We start from the raw sequence: 17,585 nt of genomic DNA on the forward strand, positions 1-17,585 counted from the left end.
GGTAGATACTACTATATGGCACTCTTAGCTCGAAAATCAACAAGCGTTTTTAGTCAAGTAAACGGCTACTTAACATCGGTGAGCAAGCTACGCGCATGGTCACGCGTGACCTCAGTAATCGTTACGCCGCCTGACATTCTCGCCAGCTCATCGACTTGTGCGCTATCGGTCAGTATCACAAGCTCGCTTTGCGTTTGCTCATGATGATGCTTTTGTACCAAGATATGTTGATGGGCTTGCGCCGCTACTTGCGCTTGATGGGTGATTGCTAGTAGCTGCTGAGTTTGCCCTAAAGTACGCAGTAGCTCACCGACCACTTGCGCGGTGCCGCCACTGATACCAACATCGACTTCATCGAAGACTAGCATCGGCTTGGCGGCATTATTATCGCTACTAATCGCTTGTAAAACCTGCATCACTAATGCCATACGCGACAGCTCACCTCCTGAGGCAATCTTATGCAAAGGCTGCATCGGCATACCAACGTTAGCGCTAAATAACAGCTCAATATCATAACAGCCCTGCGCGTTGTAAGCGGATTCTGTCGGTTTTTTGGTAAAGACAAACTCACAGCGAGCATTTGGTAGTGCTAGCGGCTGTAATTGTGCGACTAATTGTGCACAAATAGCAGGGGCGGCTTTTGTTCGAGCTTTATGCAGCGCTTTTGCAGAAGTTAAATACTCTTGCCAAGCCTCGTCGATTTGTGCCGCCAAAGCATCGCTAGACGGTTCATTCTCTAGCTGCTCTAGCTGCTGCTGCCAGTCATGAGCTTCCGTAACCAAGTCACTAGCAGGCAAGCCATGCTTACGCGACAGACGATGGCCTAAGCTTATGAGGTTATCGAGGGTCTGCAAGCGCTCAGGATCAGGCAATTGCTGCTCGGCATAATCTGACAGCATCGCGGTAACTTCGGTGATTTGTTGCTGCGCTAGATGCAGCTGCTCTGAGGCTTGCTCAAAGGTCTGACTGACGCCTAGTTGATTGTCACAGAGCTTGATTGCTTGCCCAAGCAAAGTCATGACGTCCGGCTCATCGCCGTCGTTATCAAGCAAGTGTAGACCGTGACTGGCCTCTTGCATCAGCGCTTCGATGTTAGATAGCTCTTCATGCTCGGCTTCTATCTCGTTATAGTCGACTGCAAGTAGCGGCGCAATGTCGGCTAATTGACTTTGCAATAATTGCATACGATCTTGGCGCTGAGCGGCGCGGCTAGCGATATCATCAGCGCGGCGCTTGAGCTGTTGATACTGCTGATAGTGAGTGGCAGTTTGGGCGACTAAAGGCGTTATCTGCGCCATCTCATCTAGCCACTGCACTACAAACTGTGGTTTTAATAGCGCTTGCTGGGCATGTTGGCTATGAATATTAACCAGCAACACGCCCAAGCTTTTGAGCTCCGCTAGGCTGACCGGCGCGCCATTAAGCCAAGCTTTTGAGCGGCCACTATTGCTAAGCTGACGGCGAATAAGCACTTCAGGCTCCTCCAAAGTGCGCTCATTACTAGCAAACCAATCAGCAACGACTGAATTATCAGTGACATCAAACTGCGCATAAATATCAGCATGCGCGGCTCCATGTCGCACCATCGCACTATCAGCGCGCTCACCTATACACAGCGATAGCGCATCGAGCAATAGCGACTTGCCAGCGCCGGTCTCGCCAGTGATTACGTTAAAACCTTCGGCAACACTAAGTTCATGCTCAGCGATTAGCGCAAATTGGTACAAGGTTAATGATAACAGCATCAAAGCCTCTCATAACAGACAATAGGGGACTAAAAATTATAGCGAGCGGCGTACCGCAAAGGCATAAAAAACCAGCTAATTAGCAGCATCAAATGATTATTATAGGGGAATATTAGATAGGATAGAGGAATAAATATCGTTTTGTAGCTAAGAATTAGCAGTAAAGACTACTAAATGATAACTATCATCAGTATTAACTTATCTAGCAGAATTTAGTTATTTTACAACACTATAGCCGCCATTATTAGCTTTTACTGCTAAAAAATTCATTTAACCAAGCCATCAATTAAGCCTTTACTAGAACTCTAGCTTTGAGATAGCCTCACGCCAAATAATAATATTTCATCCGCCCTTTAACAAACTTTGCAGATATAATGTGGTAGCATAATCTCACCTAATCACAAAACTCTGTCACTCTACCTTTTGCTAAAAAGATGCTTTTATGCAGCAAAAGTAGCAAGGTTAGGACAATAGTTTATAGGCAGTTTTAGTAGGTAAAAATAAATAGTAATAACTCTTAAAGATCGAAGTAAGCTCTAAATGGAGCACTTATTTTTTAGTTTAGCAATAATTATTTGATAAGGAAGCCACTATGCCAGCGGCAAAGTTTACCAATGTGACCGTCAATGCTCAGGCCACAATATCGTATGATGGACGTTGTTCGAGCCACACTATTATGTTTGAAAGCGGTCAGCATAAGACCTTGGGGGTTATCCTGCCTTGCGATAGCAGCGTAGAACAATATCACTTTAGTACCAACACCTCTGAGCGTATCGAGATTATCAGCGGCGAGTGTGAAGTCAAGATCAATGGTGATGAGGATTTTAGCTACTACCGCGCAGGTCAATCTTTTGTGGTAGAAGGCAATAGCAGCTTTAACTTGCGTACTGAAGAGATCGTCCAATATATTTGCCATCTAGAAGGCTAAGCGCTTAAGACGTTAGCCTGCTTAGACCTTATTCATTTGCTAATTAATAGGCCAATTTATGGCAAAACCCAGTTATTTTTATGGTATTCACGCCATTGATGCTTTACTTGAGCATCGTCCTTTAGAGGCTTTAAGTTTATTTGTGCAGCAGGGCCGTGAAAGTGATAGCCATGTGCAAGCTATTATGGCTACAGCAAAGGACAATGGCGTCAGTATTCAGCCTACCCAAAAAGACAAGCTCACTCAATTGTGTGGGAGTCCGCACCATCAAGGCGTGGTTATGCAGGCACGTCCGTTAGCTTTTGCTGATGAAGGGCTGCTAGATGAAGTCATGGCGCAAGACAATTGCTTATTGTTGGTGCTCGATCAGATTACCGATGCCCATAATTTTGGCGCTTGTTTGCGCACGGCAGTAGCGATGGGCGTTGATGCAGTAGTCTGTCCTAAGCATCATGCCGCAAGCCTAACGCCAACGGTAGCTAAGGTTTCAGTGGGCGCAGCGGAGATGATGCCGATTATTAGTGTTACTAATCTAGCGCGGACGTTAGCGCAGATCAAGAGTGCAGGAGTATTCGTTTTTGGCACCGCTTTAGAGGCTCACGCAAAGCCAATACATCAGGCTGATATGACCGGCAAAACGGCGTTAATCATGGGATCTGAAGGCGAGGGCATGCGCCGATTGACCCTTGAGAGCTGTGATGAGCTCGTTTACATACCGATGCTAGGTAACGCACAGGGCAACCTACAAAGCCTAAACGTGAGCGTAGCTACCGGTATGGCGCTCTATGAGATCAATCGGCAGCGAACTTTAGCTGCTGAGCAAGACTAAGATAATTTTGATGTAGCGGCTTAAGTTGCAGATGCAGCGCCGCTAAATCATTGTCATTGACCACCACATCATCAGCATGGCTATTACGTTCTTCACGGCTTAACTGATTAGCCATAATCGCCTTAATCTTTACTGCACTTTGATCATCACGCAGGCTGGCTCGCTCAAGTTGAGTCTCTACGCTAGCATCGACCACCAAAATACGCTGACATAGATTAGCTAGGCCCGCTTCTGCCGCCTCTATTAACAGTGGCGCTGAGAGAATAATATACTCAGAAGTGCTAGCCGCTAGCTGTTCTTTGGCCGCCTCTCTTATCGCTGGATGAGTGATAGCCTCTAGCTCAATAAGTGCTTCAGGATTGGCAAAGACATGCGTTCTCATCGCCGCACGATCCATCTCACCTTGCTCATTAATAGCCCAATCGCCAAACTTTCTTTGTATACGGCGTAAAGTATCGCTACCTTTAGCAACCACTTTATGGGCGATAACATCGGCATCGATGATGTCTATGCCTTGCTCAGCAAACCAGGCACTAGTGGCCGATTTGCCGCTACCTATGCCGCCAGTCAAACCTACCACTAACTTTTTACTTTTGCCATTATTCATAGTTTGTGGACGTAAGGTGGAATCAAAGTAATAAGCTTGCGAGGAAGAGCGATTATTTGTAGTCATAAGAGTAACTTATTTAGTCAATAAAATAAAAGAAGCCATAACAGTTAAAAGCTAATAATTAAAATCTGCTAATTAAAACCATCAGGCATACATGTTCAAATACCAATTAACAATATCTGTCCCATATAATAAAGCAATAATCCCAGCGATAGCGATATAAGGACCGAAGGCAAAAGGTTTACTTTCACCTTGTTTTTTCATCAGGATAATACCAACGATTGAGCCTAATAATGACGATAACAAAATAATTAACGGTAGCATCATCGGCCCAAGCCAAGCGCCAAGTACTGCTAGTAGCTTAAAGTCGCCCTGACCCATACCCTGCTTTTTGGTAATAAGATAAAATACCTTTACCACGATCCATAAAGACAAAAATCCTAGTAATAAGCCCCAAATGGACTCAGTAGGGCTGACAAACCAGCTTTGCGAATTGACCGCTAGTCCTAGGCCTGCTAATGGAAAAGTCAATCTATCAGGTAGCAATTGCGTATCAAAATCTATGCCGGTTAGCGCAATAAGCGTCCAGACCAATACTAACGCGGACAGTCCAGGCGCATTGATACCGAAATGATAAATCACTAGCGCCGATAGAAAGGCAGTGATTAGCTCAACGATAGGATAACGTACATCGATAGCCGCTTTGCAATCAGAGCAGCGTCCTCGCAGTACCAGCCAGCTCACTAATGGTATATTCTCATACCACTTTATCTTATGAGCGCAGTGCGGACAACGCGAAGCCGGACGACTCAAAGTAATGGGTGTATCTTTAGCGACTGTCTGAGTCAAAAGGTCGGCCTGCTCAGGGTTAATATCAGCTTGCTGCGCCATAAACTCGCTACATTCTTGCCGCCAAGCATGATACATCATCAGCGGTACACGGTGGATCACCACATTCAAAAAACTGCCTACACATAGACCTAATAGTCCAAACACCACGAGCGCTACGCTCATATTATTCTGTAATACTTCTATCAATTGCATTAATGGCTTGCCTTTAGCAAATAGCTTGTAGATGGTGAAATCAAACGTTTAGCAGTAAATAATAGTCTATTAACCAACCACCGAACCCATTTGGAAAATCGGCAGGTACATAGCAATGACTAAGCCACCCACTAATACGCCGAGCACCGCCATAATCAGCGGCTCCATTAAACTAGTTAAGCCATCGACAGCGTTGTCCACTTCACTCTCATAATGCGTAGCCACTTTATCGAGCATCTCCTCCAAACTACCAGATTCCTCACCGATACCGACCATTTGAATAGCCATACTAGGAAATAAATTGGTTGAACGCATGGAGAACTGCAGCTGTTGACCGGTTGAGACATCGTTTTTTATTTGTTGCGTGGCATTATAAAACACTACATTATTGGTGGCGCCAGCTGTTGAATCCAAAGCATCAATTAGCGGTACCCCAGCGGCAAAAGTGGTTGAGAGAGTACGAGAGAAGCGAGCAATAATCGCTTGATAAGCGATATTACCAAATATTGGCAACTTCAAAGTCAGACGATCTAGAAAATCACGGAACTTTTTAGATCTTTTTTTCGCCTCAGAGAACCAAACAATAGCGGCACCAATCACGATAATCAAAATAAACCACCACGACTGCATCCACTCCGACATACTGACTACCAGCTGCGTAAAAGCAGGTAGTTCTGCGCCAAAAGAGCTAAACAGATCGGAGAAGACCGGTACTACTTTGATGAGCAAAATCATGGTTACAATCACCGCTACGACAATAACCGCGATCGGATATTTCATCGCTTTTCTTATTTTTGATTTCAGTATCTCGCTCTTTTCTTTATAAGTGGCAACCCGTTCAAGCATAGTTTCAAGTGCCCCTGATTGCTCGCCTGACTCCACTAAGGAGCAAAACAAATCGTCAAAATAGCGCGGATGCTTACGCAGAGCGCCTGCAAAAGTTCCGCCCGCTTCGATATCCGCTTTTATAGAGAGCACCAGCTCTTTCATACTAGGATTATCAAGCGAGTCTGCGACAATCTCAAAGGACTGGGTCAAAGGGATACCGGCTTTTATCATCGTTGCTAGCTGACGCGAGAATATAGCGATATCAATAGGTTTAATGGCTTTTTTGAAAGTAAATAACGCTTTAGGCTTTTTCTTAATGCCTTTGACCACGATGCCTTGCTTACGCAAAGTCGCTTTTGCTAACTCCAAGCTGCGACTAGTAGTCTCGCCTTTTACTTTTTGACCGCGGCGATTGACGCCATCATAGACGAAGTCTAGCAGCATATCTGTTTTAACTTTTGCCATTTGTCTCTCCTAGAAACTCATCTAATGGGGCTAAGCTTATAACGCTCAAGCTACAGTGAGCTTTATTTTAACTCGCTAATGTCTAAAGATACACTCAGGCGTTGACTAAATCGCCACAAGATAATTGTGAATTATTCTGAGGTAACTCGCAGCATCTCTTGAATAGAAGTCACTCCTTGCAACACTTTCATAATACCGGAGCGGCGCAAATCACGAAAGCCATTTTTGAGCGCGGCATCTTTGATATCAATAGCATTACCATCTTCCATAATGATACGCGAGATATCTTGATTGACTTTCATCACCTCATAAATACCAACTCGGCCTTTATAACCTTCACGGCACTCATTGCAGCCGACAGGCTCATAAATAAGGTTGTTTGGATTATCCAAATCGCTATTAGTAAAGCCGATCTCAAGTAAGCTTTGCCGCGGAATATCGATAGGTTTTTTGCAGTTTTGGCATAAGCGGCGGGCCAAGCGCTGAGCGATAACTAAATTGACCGAAGTGGCGATATTGAATGAGGCCACGCCCATATTTTTGAGGCGTGTCAAGGTCTCAGGGGCAGAGTTGGTATGTAGTGTGGAGAGTACCAAATGGCCGGTTTGTGCCGCTTTGATCGCAATCTCAGCCGTCTCTAAATCTCGAATCTCACCAACCATCACAATATCTGGATCTTGACGCAAAAAAGACTTAAGCGCGTTAGCAAATGTCAGCCCAACTTTTTGGTTAACGTTGACTTGATTGATGCCCTCTAAGTTAATCTCCACCGGATCTTCAGCGGTTGAGATATTGGTCTCGCCGGTATTAAGAATGTTAATTCCAGTATACAGTGAGACTGTTTTACCAGAACCGGTAGGACCGGTGATTAATAACATGCCCTGCGGTTTATTTAGCGCTTCCAAAAACATCTCTTTTTGATCCGGCTCGTAGCCCAGCGCTTCAATCCCTAACATCGCTGAGGAAGGGTCTAAGATACGCAAGACGATTTTTTCGCCAAATAGCGTTGGCAGGGAGTTTACCCGAAAATCGATAGCTTTATTCTTAGATATTTTAAGTTTAATACGTCCATCTTGTGGTACACGGCGCTCAGAGATGTCCATTTGTGACATCACTTTGAGTCGAGCTGCTATTTTATTAGCCAACTGTACAGGCGGATTTGCCATTTTTTGCATCACACCATCGACCCGAAAGCGCACTCTGTAGGTTTTTTCATAAGGCTCAAAATGCAGATCAGAGGCTCCCATACGAATAGCATCGACTAGCATTTTATTGATAAACTTGACCACTGGCGCTTCATCCACGCTAGTACTCAGTTGAGTATCGCCGTCCTCTTCACTATCATCTTCAAAATCAACATTTAGGTCGCCATCAGCAAAACCACTAAAGCTTTGCATCGTATCGGCATATATTTTGTCGATACGTTTTTTGAGCTTATCCTCTTCGACAATGATAGCGGCGACAGAGAGCCGTGAGTTAAAGGCTATGGCATCCATAGCATCGATGCGTGTGGGATCGCTTAGCGCTACAAACAGCTGCTGGCCGCGTTTAAAAATGGGTAAGGCATTGAACTTTCGGACAATGTTTTCATCGACTAGATCTTTAGGAGTTATGCCATCTTCTAGCGCATTTAGATCGAATAAAGGGTCGCCAAACGATTGCGATAGCAATTTGGCAAGCTCATAGGCGTCGGCCATTTTGTGCTCTACCAAATAAGAGACCAGTCCGACTTGCTGCTGCTGTGACTCCGCTTGAGCCGTTTGCATGTTCGCTTCGCTAACTAACCCTGCACTGATTAGTTGCTGCGCTAGACTACCAAATTTGCTGATAGCGGTAGACATAAAGCCTCCTGGACACTGTAATGCCAAACAAAACTAAAGTATTAAATAACGGTTAAAACTAACGATTCATAAAAGCTGTCTTTTGGACTAGTTTTAAAGAAACTATTTATTGTTTATAGGGATATTATATTGATAAACCATTATTAATAAATGATTTTTATCATCAGCTATTAGTCATAAAAAAGCTATGGCTAATTATAGGCAAAAACTTTATAAAAGACAGAACTGTTTAGACACCTAACTCATATAAAGTCATTTTTATCAGCCAATCGAGCACTGTAGCGTGCAGTTTAAGGTTCGGCTAACCGAGACTATAGCGGTTGCCAAATATTTGTTATACTAGCGCGCACCATAGCCGTACTGGCAATGATAGATGACACAAGGTAGATGAGTTATGCAAGCTTGGGTAATTGGCAATTGGAAACAAAATCCGGCAACAAAACGCGAAGTTGAGACTTTAGTCACCGAGATAGTAACGGCTAACAATGAGCGCAGCGTCAATAATAGCAATACTGATAGTAGCCATGATAAAGCAAAGACTTGCCAATTAATGCTTGCCCCTAGTTGTATTCATCTATCGGCAGTCAGTAGCCGTTTGCAAGACAGCTCAATACTGTGCGCAGCGCAAGATATCAGCGCTCATAGTGCTACGGTAGGTGCTTATACTGGTGACTGCTCAGCGCAGCAAGTAGCAGATGCTGGTGCCACTTGGACAATCTTAGGCCATTCTGAGCGTCGTCAATATCATCAAGAATCTAATGAGATTTTGCTTGCAAAGCTAGTCTGTGCTCTAGAACAAAAGCTTGGCGCGGTTCTTTGTATCGGTGAAACTCAAGCTCAGTATGATGCGAGAGACACTATCAAGGTTATCGATGAGCAGTTGCAAGTGGTCAAGCAGCTACTAGCGCAGCCTATAGCGAAATCTATGGATCTCGACCATACCTTAGCTGAGCAGCTCATTATCGCCTATGAGCCGGTTTGGGCCATTGGTACGGGCAAAGTACCTACTGTGAGCGAGGTCAGCGCCACTCATAAGCATATCAAAGAGCAGCTAGCAAGCTTTGCATCAAAGCTGCCAGCGATAACGGTGCTTTATGGAGGCAGCGTCAATGCCGATAATGCCGATAGTTTTGCCGCAAGCCCTGTTATAGATGGAGCTTTGGTTGGCGGTGCTTCTTTAAAAGCTGAGAGCTTTTTAGCCATTGCTAAAGCTTTTAGCTAAAGAGTAGTAGCGATTATAAGATAAGCAAAAAAGACTCTATAGCGGCTATCACTTTGTTATCTCTTACAAAAAAACTTAGTATTTTAGTTTTATAAGTGGTTTAACAGCGCCCTTGTAATCGTGTACAATGCGCCTTATTTATAGTTTTGGTTTATGGTCTTTGTAATTTTATCAGTCGTCATTATGCGGCAAAAGAGGACAGCATGTTTACTTTTATATTAGCCTTGCATATTATCGTGGCCATTGCCATGATTGGCCTGATTTTGATACAGCATGGCAAAGGTGCAGATGCAGGCGCCTCTTTTGGTGCCGGTTCCTCTGGAACGGTATTTGGCGCGGCAGGCACGGCGAACTTTTTGACTCGTGCGACCGCCGTCCTAACTGTGATATTCTTTATTACTAGTATGGCACTAGCGGTGCATGCGCGTGAACAAGCTCAAGATCAGATTAGCTTAGATACCTCATCATTATCTGTACCGGCAAACCCGCGCCCATTGACGGATAATCCGCAGCAGTAGCTATTTTTATGAGCAGGCCTTGCTATTTGCAAGGGTTAGTTTTACAATACTTGCCTGTTTTTACAACCCTTATCTTTATGATGCAGCCTCAAGCATGATATTAACTGAGATAAAGGTCTAAACAGTTGAGTAACAAGCGATTGTGGTGGAATTGGTAGACACGCCATCTTGAGGGGGTGGTGGCGCAAGCTGTGGGGGTTCAAGTCCCCCCAATCGCACCAATTTTTAACGATAAGTTTTAATGATATATAACTACATCCTAGTTATTTATCAGGTATAATGAGTAGCGTTAATACTATTTGGTTTTAGTAATAATTAAAGTCAAGTTAGGGCAGTAATGTAGTTATAGCAATTTTGATTTAAAGTTTGTTTTAAATAAAGATTGACAGGACGATAAAAAGTCCCTATAATATGCATTCTAAATTGTTGCGGGGTGGAGCAGTCTGGTAGCTCGTCGGGCTCATAACCCGAAGGTCGTTGGTTCAAATCCAGCCCCCGCTACCACTTTTTAATACTGATTTTTGCACTAGTATTTTTGTAGTATTGAGATATCAGTGTCGATTAACCCACCATTATGTTTGTGGGTTTTTTTGTACCTAAAGCTTAGGATTAGTAAACTATTTATAGTAGTTGCTCATCATTTTAGTCAAATAAGCGCTAGTTAACTACTTAGTTAAATGAATAGTTTAACTATGAAAGATAGCTTAAATGACTGCTTATACCTTGCTACAAATCATTATTCATTGTCACGTTACCATCAATCGTAGGCAAGATTATCTTTTGCTTTACTCTTTATTAAGTTGTCCTTGAAGATAACTATTTAATCCCTATTATGATTCACTAGGTACTGATAAAAATAACTATTGTTAAAGCGTAAGTCTCTTTATAAAAAGCGATTGATAGTAAAGCTTGATATTATACTTCTCTACTATTAGCTTTTTTGGCTCTTTTTTATCAGCGCTACCATCGATAAGTGAACAGGAAACTATAAATAAATTATGAAGCTTTCGACCAAAGTTGCAGAATTGACCAATATCATTGCTCCAGCTGTAGCGGCTTGTAATGTTGCGCTATGGGGCGTTGAATTTGCGCCGCAAGGAAACCGCTCTTTATTGCGGATTTATATTGAGTCGTTGCCCGAAGAGCAGGCACAAGATAAACAGGTTACTATCGAAGATTGCGCGGCAGTAAACCATCAGGTCAGCGGTGTACTAGAAGTACACGACCCTATTGCCGGCGAGTATATCCTTGAGGTATCGTCACCTGGTTTTGATCGTGCTTTTTTCTCAGATGAGCAGATGCGTGATTATATAGGTCAGACGGTTAGTCTGCGTCTAATACAAGCTATCGGCCAGGGTGACAAAAAGCGCCGTAAAGCCACTGGTAAGCTTGATAGTATGACTGATAGCTCACTGCAATTGACCGCCACTGATGGTGAGCAGTTTGAGATTGCACTAAGCAATATCGACAAAGCCAATTTAATCTATGAAGATGAATAATGCTGGACATTAACAGCGCAATAATAAAATTTAAGCCAATTACAAGATGATAGGACAGGTATAGCATGAGTCGTGAAATTTTAACGGTAGTAGAAACCGTCAGTAATGAAAAGGGCTTAAATCCTGAAGATATCTTTGAAGCTATTGAAGACGCTTTAGTGGTGTCAACTAAGAAAAAAGTCTACACCGAGCAGCCTGAAGTCGCGGTGCGAGTAGCTATTAATCGCGAAACGGGCGATTATGATACTTATCGCTATTGGACAGTGGTTGCTGATGAAGATCATGAGATGCCTGCTTGTCAGCTCGCTATTACTGATCTTGATGCGGATGAGTGGTCTATCGGCGATATCAAAGAAGAGCAGATTGAATCGATTGAGTTTGGTCGTATTGCAGCCACGCAAGCTAAGCAAGTTATCATCCAAAAGATCCGTGAAGCGGAGCGCGCGCTAGTAGCCGATGCTTTTGAGCCACGTATTGGCGAGATGATGTATGGCGAAGTCAAAAAACAAACTCGTGACGGCTTTATCATTGACTTAGGTGACAACGCTGAAGGCTATTTATCACGCGATCAGATGTTGCCGCGTGAGCAGCTACGGGTGAAGTCGCGTATCAATGCTATTTTATATCACGTCAATCGTGATAATCGCGGCGCGCAGTTATTATTATCGCGTACGCACCCTGAGATGCTATCTGCATTGATGCAAAAAGAAGTGCCGGAGATTGCCGAAGAGATTATTGAGATCCGTAACGTGGCGCGTCTGCCAGGTACTAGAGCTAAAATAGCGGTAAAGACTAACGATAGCCGCATTGATCCGGTTGGTGCGTGTATTGGTATGCGTGGTACGCGTATCCAAGCAGTGCAGCAAGAGCTTGATGGCGAACGTATTGATGTCGTAGTGTGGTCGGATGATCCTGCGCAGTTTATTATCAGCGCACTTGAGCCTGCTGACGTGAGCAGTATCATCTTAGATGAAGATACTAAGACTGCCGATATCGTCTTTAGCACCAATGATCAGCTAGCACGTGCTATTGGCTCACAAGGCCAAAACGTACGTTTGGCGTCAGAGCTGACCGGTTATAAGCTCAATATGATGCTAGAAGAAGAGTATCAAAAACGTCAACAGGATGAGACCAAAGCCTTTATCGATCTGTTTTATGATCGTTTAGAGGTGGATCAAGATCTAGCACAAGCCTTAGTTGATATTGGTTTTACTAGTATTGAGGAAGTCGCTTATGTGCCAGTCGAGACTTTCTATGATATTGAAGGCTTAGATGACGAAGCTATTGATATGATTCAAGAGCGAGCGAAAGAAGTTGTTATCGCAGAAGAGCTGGTCAAACAACAAAACATGAAAGAGCCTAGTCAAGAACTACAAGATCTTGAAGGTATGACGGTAAGCTTAGCTTATAAAATGGCGCAAAAAGACATCATTACCCTTGATGATCTAGCGGAACAAGCGGTGTTTGAACTAGAGGATATCGAAGGTTTAGATGCTGAGACCGCAGGTAAGCTTATTATGAAAGCGCGGGAATCTTGGTTCAATGAATAGGTATTAGGAGCATATCGCTGTCTTTTGGTGGTATGCTATCGATAATTAAAGGCTGGCTATGATATAAAAACCAAAACCAGCCTAAGCGCAATCATTTGTAGCCAACAACTGAATTGAACATATAGCAAATAATAGACAGTAGGTGATAATCAATGGCAGATAAGACCGTCAAAGAACTGGCAGAAATGGTAGGCAAAACCGCTAGTGCTGTACAGCAGCAATTGCAGGATGCTGGGCTACCTGCTCGCGGGGAGGATGACTCAGTCACCGAACTTGAGCAAGAGAAGTTGGTGGCATACTTAAAACAAAGTCATGGTCAGCAAGAAAAACGCCGTATTAGTTTAAAATCTAAAACGACTAGTACTGCTCGCGTGACTGGCTCTTCAGGTAAATCTAAGAGCGTCAATGTTGAAGTGCGTAAGAAAAAAGTATTCGAGAAGCCTGATCCACAAAAGATGGCCGAAGAGTTAGCCGCACGTGAACAAGCGATGATCGAGGCGCAAGCTCGAGCCGCTAAAGAAGCTGAAGAGCGCGAAGCGGCTAAGAAAAAAGCTGAAGAGCGTCAAGCGGCCACACTAGCTGCTATGCGTGCAAGCTTAGGCTCCAACAAAAGCTCAAGCGGTAAAAACGAAGACGTAGCAGCCTCAGTAGTCGTCAAAAAAGGCGGTAAAGCAGCCGTTGAAGTTAAGCCCAAAGAAAAAGAGAAAAAGAAAGTTGCTGCTACTAAGCCAAAAGTGGAGAGCGCGGCTGAGCGTAAAGCTCGTGAAGCTCGCGAGATCGAGGAAGCTCGTCTACGTGAGATCGAAGCTGAAACTCGCCGTAAGCAAGCAGAAGAAGCGCAGAAACGTACGCTTGAGCAGATGCGCAAAATGGCAGGTAAATATACCGATCGTGAGCCTGTCGCTGAAGTTCGTAAAGATGAGCCATTAGCCGAAGGCCTAGTCGGAGACGCGCTAGAGGAATCGTTTGAAAAAGAGCGTCGCGAGATCAAACGCGGTGCTAATAGTACTGGCGCTCGTGGTCGTCGCCGCAAAAACCAAGAAGAGCGTGAGATCAAGAACCGCAAAAACGGTTTACGCTCAGCACAGGCCGGTCAGCATAAGTTTGAAAAGCCTGTTGAAAAAATCATTTATGATGTCGAGATTGGCGAGCAAATCGCTGTAGCCGATTTAGCTCAGCGTATGGCGGTCAAAGCTCGTGAAGTGACCAAGTTACTTATGAAAATGGGTGAGATGGCGTCAGAGTCTGACACTATTGATCAAGCAACCGCTAGTCTTATCGTTGAAGAGATGGGTCACAACCCTGTGCTAGTCAGTGATACTAAAGTTGAAGATGATCTACATGATGCGGTTGATGAGCGTAGTAGTAACGTACAGGCGCGTCCACCGGTTGTCACTATCATGGGTCACGTCGATCATGGTAAGACCTCATTACTTGATAAAATTCGCGAAACCAAAGTCGCTACTGGCGAGGCGGGTGGTATCACTCAGCATATCGGTGCCTATCATGTGAAGACTGAGCGCGGAGTGATTACTTTCCTTGATACTCCAGGTCACGCCGCCTTTAGTGCCATGCGTTCACGTGGCGCGCAAGCGACTGATATCGTGGTATTAGTTGTCGCCGCTGATGATGGTATGATGCCGCAAACTGCAGAAGCTATCGATCATGCTCGCGCTGCTGGTACGCCTTTGATTGTTGCTATCAATAAAATGGATAAGCCAAGCGCCGATCCTGATAGAGTATTGAATGAGTTGACCACTAAAGAGGTGGTTTCAGAAGAGTGGGGCGGCGATACCCCGATGGCACGTATCTCAGCCAAAACTGGCGAAGGTATTGACGAGCTATTAGAATATATTAGCTTGACTGCTGAGCTAATGGAGCTAGAAGCGCCATTAGACGGTGCCGCTCAAGGGGTAGTCATTGAGTCGAAGCTTGAAAAAGGTCGCGGCCCAGTTGTTAGTGTACTAGTCAAAAAAGGCACGCTAAAACAAGGCGACTTAGTGCTAGCGGGCGAATACTACGGTAAAGTTCGTGCTATCACTGATGAAAATGGTCAGCGCGTGAAGTCAGCTGGTCCATCGATTCCAGTTGAGATCTTAGGCCTGCCAGATACGCCAGCTGCTGGTAGCGAGTTCTTAGTGGTAAGTGACGAGAAAAAAGCTCGTGAAGTCGCTGACTTTAGAGCAAACCGTGAGCGTGAACAGCAACTTGAGCGTCAGAATAAGATGCGTCTAGAGAGCATGTTTGAGCAAATGGGACAGGGCGATGTGTCCTTCTTAAACATTGTCTTAAAAACAGACGTTCGTGGTTCGCTCGAAGCGTTGTTATCGGCATTAAGTGACTTATCTACTGATGAAGTCAAAGTCAGAGTGATCAGCTCAGGCGTCGGTCCAATTTCAGAGTCTGATGTGACCCTTGCTGAATCAAGCGAAGCGGTATTATTAGGCTTCAACGTCCGTGCCGATGCTACTGCCCGCCGTAAAGCGGATGCTGCTAACATGGACATTCGTTATTACAGTGTCATCTATGGCCTGATCGATGATGTCAAAGCGGCAATGAGCGGGTTATTAGCACCGGAGCATCGTGAGAAGATCTTGGGTGTTGCTGAGGTACGCGAAGTATTCCGCTCTAGTAAGTTTGGTGCTGCTGCTGGTTGTATGGTTGTTGAAGGCACGATTTATCGTAACAAGCCAATCCGTGTCCTACGTGACGACCAAGTTATCTTTACCGGACAGTTGCAATCACTGCGCCGCTACAAAGAAGACGTCAATGAAGTGCGTACTGGTATGGAATGTGGCCTTGCGGTTCGCGGCTATGACGTAGAAGCAGGCGATAAGATTGAAGTCTTCGAGATTCAAGAATTCGAGCGCACAATCTAAGCTACTAGCTATCTTTAGTTTAAATGACAGTCCAAGTTGTTTGAGTTAGAGCATTCATAAGCAGTTACCAGGCCTAACAGGTTCATCCTGCTAGGCCTTTTTTACTGCATTTATTGATAGATATATCAAAATATAGAAAATAACCATAAAATTTAAAATTAGGAAAGTATTATGAATCAACGTCTACAACGCCTATCCGATCAGATTCAACGTGAGCTTGCGGTACTCATTCGTGACGAAGTAAACGATCCACGCTTGACTGGCTTTGTCACTATCTCCAGTGTCAAAGTCAGCTCTGACTTGGGCTACGCTGATATCTATGTCACTATCATGGAGCCTGAGCTCAATGACACGATGACCAAGACCAATCATGAAGAGAGCATCAAAGTGCTTAATAAAGCTGCTGGGTTTTTGCGCACTGAGCTAAGCCATATTCTCAAAACGCGTACCACCCCGCGCCTGCGCTTTCATTATGATGAAGTGACCGCTCGCGGCAATTACATGATGGATCTGATCAGTCAAGCCGTCACCAAGACTGAACAAAACGAAGACGATCTTGATAACATTGACAACATTGAAAGCCAAGAAAATGACTAATAAAAAGGCAGCGACCAAACAAAAAGTCTCCGGTGTGCTGTTAGTTGATAAACCGCAAGGTATGACCTCGCAGCAAGTGGTCTCTAAGGTAAAGTACTTATTTCAGTCGCCTATACATGACAGCAAAAAAGCAGGTCATACCGGAACACTTGATCCGATGGCCACTGGTTTGCTACCTATTTGTCTTGGGGAAGCGACGAAGTTTAGTCATTATCAGCTCGGTGCGGACAAGTCTTATCAAGCGCTGATATCCCTTGGTCAACAAACCGATACTGGTGATGCTGAAGGTCAAGTTATCGCCCAAGCGCCTATTGCTGATTTTGATAATGTCCTCCTAGCCAGTATTGCTGAGCAGTTTGTGGGCGCACAAAAGCAAATTCCGCCGATGTATTCCGCGCTGAAAAAAGACGGCAAAAAACTCTATGAATATGCTCGCGCTGGTATCGAGATTGAGCGTCCAGCCCGTGATATAGTTATAAAGGCGCTGACTTTGAGTAAAGTAGCTACTGATACCATTGAGCTGAGCGTGACCTGTAGTAAAGGCACCTATGTGCGAGTATTGGGTGAAGATATTGCCAAAGCATTAGATACGTTAGGGCATCTAACAGCGCTACGCCGTATACAAGTTGGTAAGTTCACTATTGATAATGCTATCGATATCGCTCATTTAGAGAGTTTGTCATTAGAGCAGCGCTTTGAGCAGTTATTAGCGGTAGATGCTTGTATAGATATCGATGCTGAACTAATGCTTTCGGCTGAACAATGCGAGCGTTTGCGTTTAGGTCAGCGCTTAAACGTTATAGAGCAAATAGATGAGTCTTTGCAACACTATATCGCTAATAACTTATCTAAAAGTGTCGATGATCCCACTCCAGATCATGAGCTACCAGTAGATATCAGACTAGTCAATGAGCAAGGTAACTTTATAGGTTTAGGGGCGATTAGTCTTAATGGACGCTTGCAACCCAAAAAAATGATAATACTTTCGTCCTGATACGCAGTTACCAGCGAATTACATTAATCACATACT

At 44.3% G+C, this 17,585-nt stretch carries 14 protein-coding genes and 2 tRNA genes; 11 read left to right on the forward strand and 5 right to left on the reverse strand.

The annotated features are described in order from the left end of the window. Window positions 1–65 precede the first annotated feature (65 nt). A complete protein-coding gene (recN, locus tag M0N77_RS12000) occupies window positions 66–1,745 on the reverse strand; it encodes a DNA repair protein RecN (RefSeq protein WP_353105405.1) in 1,680 nt (559 codons plus the stop codon). 592 nt (window positions 1,746–2,337) lie between these two features. Between recN and M0N77_RS12005 the strand changes: the two genes are divergently transcribed. Together M0N77_RS12005 and rlmB are read left to right on the forward strand one after the other, a co-directional pair. After that, the gene (locus M0N77_RS12005) at window positions 2,338–2,673 is read left to right on the forward strand and encodes a pyrimidine/purine nucleoside phosphorylase (RefSeq protein WP_353105406.1); all 336 of its coding nucleotides are present in this window, start codon (window positions 2,338–2,340) and stop codon (window positions 2,671–2,673) included. Window positions 2,674–2,731: 58 nt separating this feature from the next. Further along, complete coding sequence (gene rlmB / locus M0N77_RS12010; RefSeq protein ID WP_353105407.1) at window positions 2,732–3,502, forward strand: 23S rRNA (guanosine(2251)-2'-O)-methyltransferase RlmB; 771 nt, start codon at window positions 2,732–2,734, stop codon at window positions 3,500–3,502. On the opposite strand, the gene coaE is transcribed toward rlmB, so the two are convergent. The 4 genes from coaE to pilB form a co-directional block, all read right to left on the reverse strand. Further along, window positions 3,465–4,175 carry a dephospho-CoA kinase gene (gene coaE / locus M0N77_RS12015; protein ID WP_353105408.1) on the reverse strand — a complete coding sequence of 237 codons (711 nt, stop codon included), beginning with the start codon at window positions 4,173–4,175 and terminating at the stop codon, window positions 3,465–3,467. The genes rlmB and coaE overlap by 38 nt on opposite strands. Before the next feature lie 81 nt (window positions 4,176–4,256). Beyond that, a complete protein-coding gene (locus M0N77_RS12020) occupies window positions 4,257–5,156 on the reverse strand; it encodes an A24 family peptidase (protein WP_353105409.1) in 900 nt (299 codons plus the stop codon). Window positions 5,157–5,225: 69 nt separating this feature from the next. After that, on the reverse strand, window positions 5,226–6,449 hold the full coding sequence (locus M0N77_RS12025; protein WP_353105410.1) for a type II secretion system F family protein: 1,224 nt from the start codon (window positions 6,447–6,449) through the stop codon (window positions 5,226–5,228). Window positions 6,450–6,580: 131 nt separating this feature from the next. Next, window positions 6,581–8,290, reverse strand: coding sequence for a type IV-A pilus assembly ATPase PilB (gene pilB / locus M0N77_RS12030; protein WP_353105411.1), 1,710 nt, complete (start codon window positions 8,288–8,290; stop codon window positions 6,581–6,583). Between the two features lie 394 nt (window positions 8,291–8,684). Between pilB and tpiA the strand changes: the two genes are divergently transcribed. The 9 genes from tpiA to truB all read left to right on the forward strand — a co-directional run bounded on the left by tpiA (window position 8,685) and on the right by truB (window position 17,549). Further along, a complete protein-coding gene (tpiA, locus tag M0N77_RS12035; protein WP_353105412.1) occupies window positions 8,685–9,512 on the forward strand; it encodes a triose-phosphate isomerase in 828 nt (275 codons plus the stop codon). A 203-nt stretch (window positions 9,513–9,715) separates the two neighbouring features. After that, the gene (secG, locus tag M0N77_RS12040; RefSeq protein ID WP_353105413.1) at window positions 9,716–10,030 is read left to right on the forward strand and encodes a preprotein translocase subunit SecG; all 315 of its coding nucleotides are present in this window, start codon (window positions 9,716–9,718) and stop codon (window positions 10,028–10,030) included. A 136-nt stretch (window positions 10,031–10,166) separates the two neighbouring features. After that, window positions 10,167–10,251 (forward strand) — tRNA-Leu (locus M0N77_RS12045). Window positions 10,252–10,457: 206 nt separating this feature from the next. Beyond that, a tRNA-Met gene (locus tag M0N77_RS12050) sits at window positions 10,458–10,534 on the forward strand. A 494-nt stretch (window positions 10,535–11,028) separates the two neighbouring features. Beyond that, on the forward strand, window positions 11,029–11,529 hold the full coding sequence (rimP, locus tag M0N77_RS12055) for a ribosome maturation factor RimP (RefSeq protein ID WP_353105414.1): 501 nt from the start codon (window positions 11,029–11,031) through the stop codon (window positions 11,527–11,529). A gap of 65 nt (window positions 11,530–11,594) precedes the next feature. Continuing rightward, the gene (nusA, locus tag M0N77_RS12060) at window positions 11,595–13,079 is read left to right on the forward strand and encodes a transcription termination factor NusA (protein ID WP_353105415.1); all 1,485 of its coding nucleotides are present in this window, start codon (window positions 11,595–11,597) and stop codon (window positions 13,077–13,079) included. Between the two features lie 152 nt (window positions 13,080–13,231). Further along, window positions 13,232–15,958, forward strand: a complete 2,727-nt coding sequence (gene infB / locus M0N77_RS12065) for a translation initiation factor IF-2 (RefSeq protein ID WP_353105416.1) — start codon at window positions 13,232–13,234, stop codon at window positions 15,956–15,958. Between the two features lie 171 nt (window positions 15,959–16,129). After that, window positions 16,130–16,555, forward strand: a complete 426-nt coding sequence (locus M0N77_RS12070) for a ribosome-binding factor A (protein WP_353105417.1) — start codon at window positions 16,130–16,132, stop codon at window positions 16,553–16,555. Further along, window positions 16,548–17,549 (forward strand): tRNA pseudouridine(55) synthase TruB, encoded by a 1,002-nt coding sequence (truB, locus tag M0N77_RS12075; RefSeq protein ID WP_371834204.1) that lies wholly within the window; start codon window positions 16,548–16,550, stop codon window positions 17,547–17,549. Before M0N77_RS12070 ends, truB begins: the two co-directional genes overlap by 8 nt. Window positions 17,550–17,585: the final 36 nt, after the last annotated feature.

It is taken from the genome of Psychrobacter sp. AH5 (assembly GCF_040371085.1).
GTDB lineage: Bacteria > Pseudomonadota > Gammaproteobacteria > Pseudomonadales > Moraxellaceae > Psychrobacter.